Below are 816 nucleotides of genomic sequence, written 5' to 3'. Positions count from 1 at the left end.
TCGCTGATCACTTCCGGGTGCGTCGTCGTACGGGTACAGAATCGGTCGTCGCCTTCGCGCGCGTCCTGCGGGCCCTGGCTCGGGCCAGATCGTCTTCCTCGTCGTCGTCCTTCGACGACCGCGACCGGGACCGGGTGGGCCGGGAACTACCGCCACTCGACGAGCGGCGGCGCGGGGCCGGCCGCCTCCGGCCGCGGGGCGCCTGTTCGGAATCGTCGTCACCGGTCTCGTTGTCGCCCTCGTCATCGGGTTCGCCTTCGTCTTCCGCGTACGCCTCGCCCTCGTACTCGTCCTCGGGTTCCTCGTCACGGGCCCGCTTGGACTTCTTCTTCCCGCCCACAGCCTTGCCGAGGCCGCCGACCAGGTCCTCACCCGACTCCAGCCGGGTGTTGAGCGAGTCGATGCGCTGGCTGGCCGCAGTCACCGCGGCCGCCTTCACCGCGTTCATCAACTCCTTGCGCACCGTCACACCGAGCTTGGCGACCTCGGGAGAATCGGCGAGCAGCTTGCGGCCCTCGTTGAGAACACCCAGCGACCCGGTGGGAAAACGTCTGCTGGCTCCGAACCCGGCGAGCATCAACGCCAGCTTCATCTTGTGCGTACGGCCCAGCATGTAACCGGCACCCACCGCCATAGCCATCTGACCCTTGCCTGTCATCGCCCAACCCCTTGTTGTCGAGAAGATGTGGTGCACCTCGGCGCCGGCGTCGGCGAAAAGGATGGGGGCCGTGGTCGGTGGGTGGTGCCTTCGTTCCCGCCGACTACCCCGGGCCGGCGACACTCAATCTGCGCGAAGCCCTCGAGTTCCGGGAGGGC

Annotated in this window: 1 protein-coding gene; it reads right to left on the bottom strand. The window is 68.1% G+C overall.

Annotation, left to right across the window (positions count from 1 at the left end):
* Positions 1-7: 7 nt before the first annotated feature.
* The gene (locus tag AC1D1G_RS45710) at positions 8-658 is read right to left on the bottom strand and encodes a hypothetical protein (protein WP_477957002.1); all 651 of its coding nucleotides are present in this window, start codon (positions 656-658) and stop codon (positions 8-10) included.
* Positions 659-816 lie beyond the last annotated feature (158 nt).

Source organism: Rhodococcus sp. P3_B8, from assembly GCF_056402775.1.
This window is presented reverse-complemented; position numbering and strand designations above follow the sequence as displayed.

Excerpts from the sequence above, each read along its gene's own strand:
- AC1D1G_RS45710 (WP_477957002.1), bottom strand. The coding sequence starts at position 658 with ATGACAGGCAAGGGTCAGATGGCTATGGCGGTGGGTGCCGGTTACATG.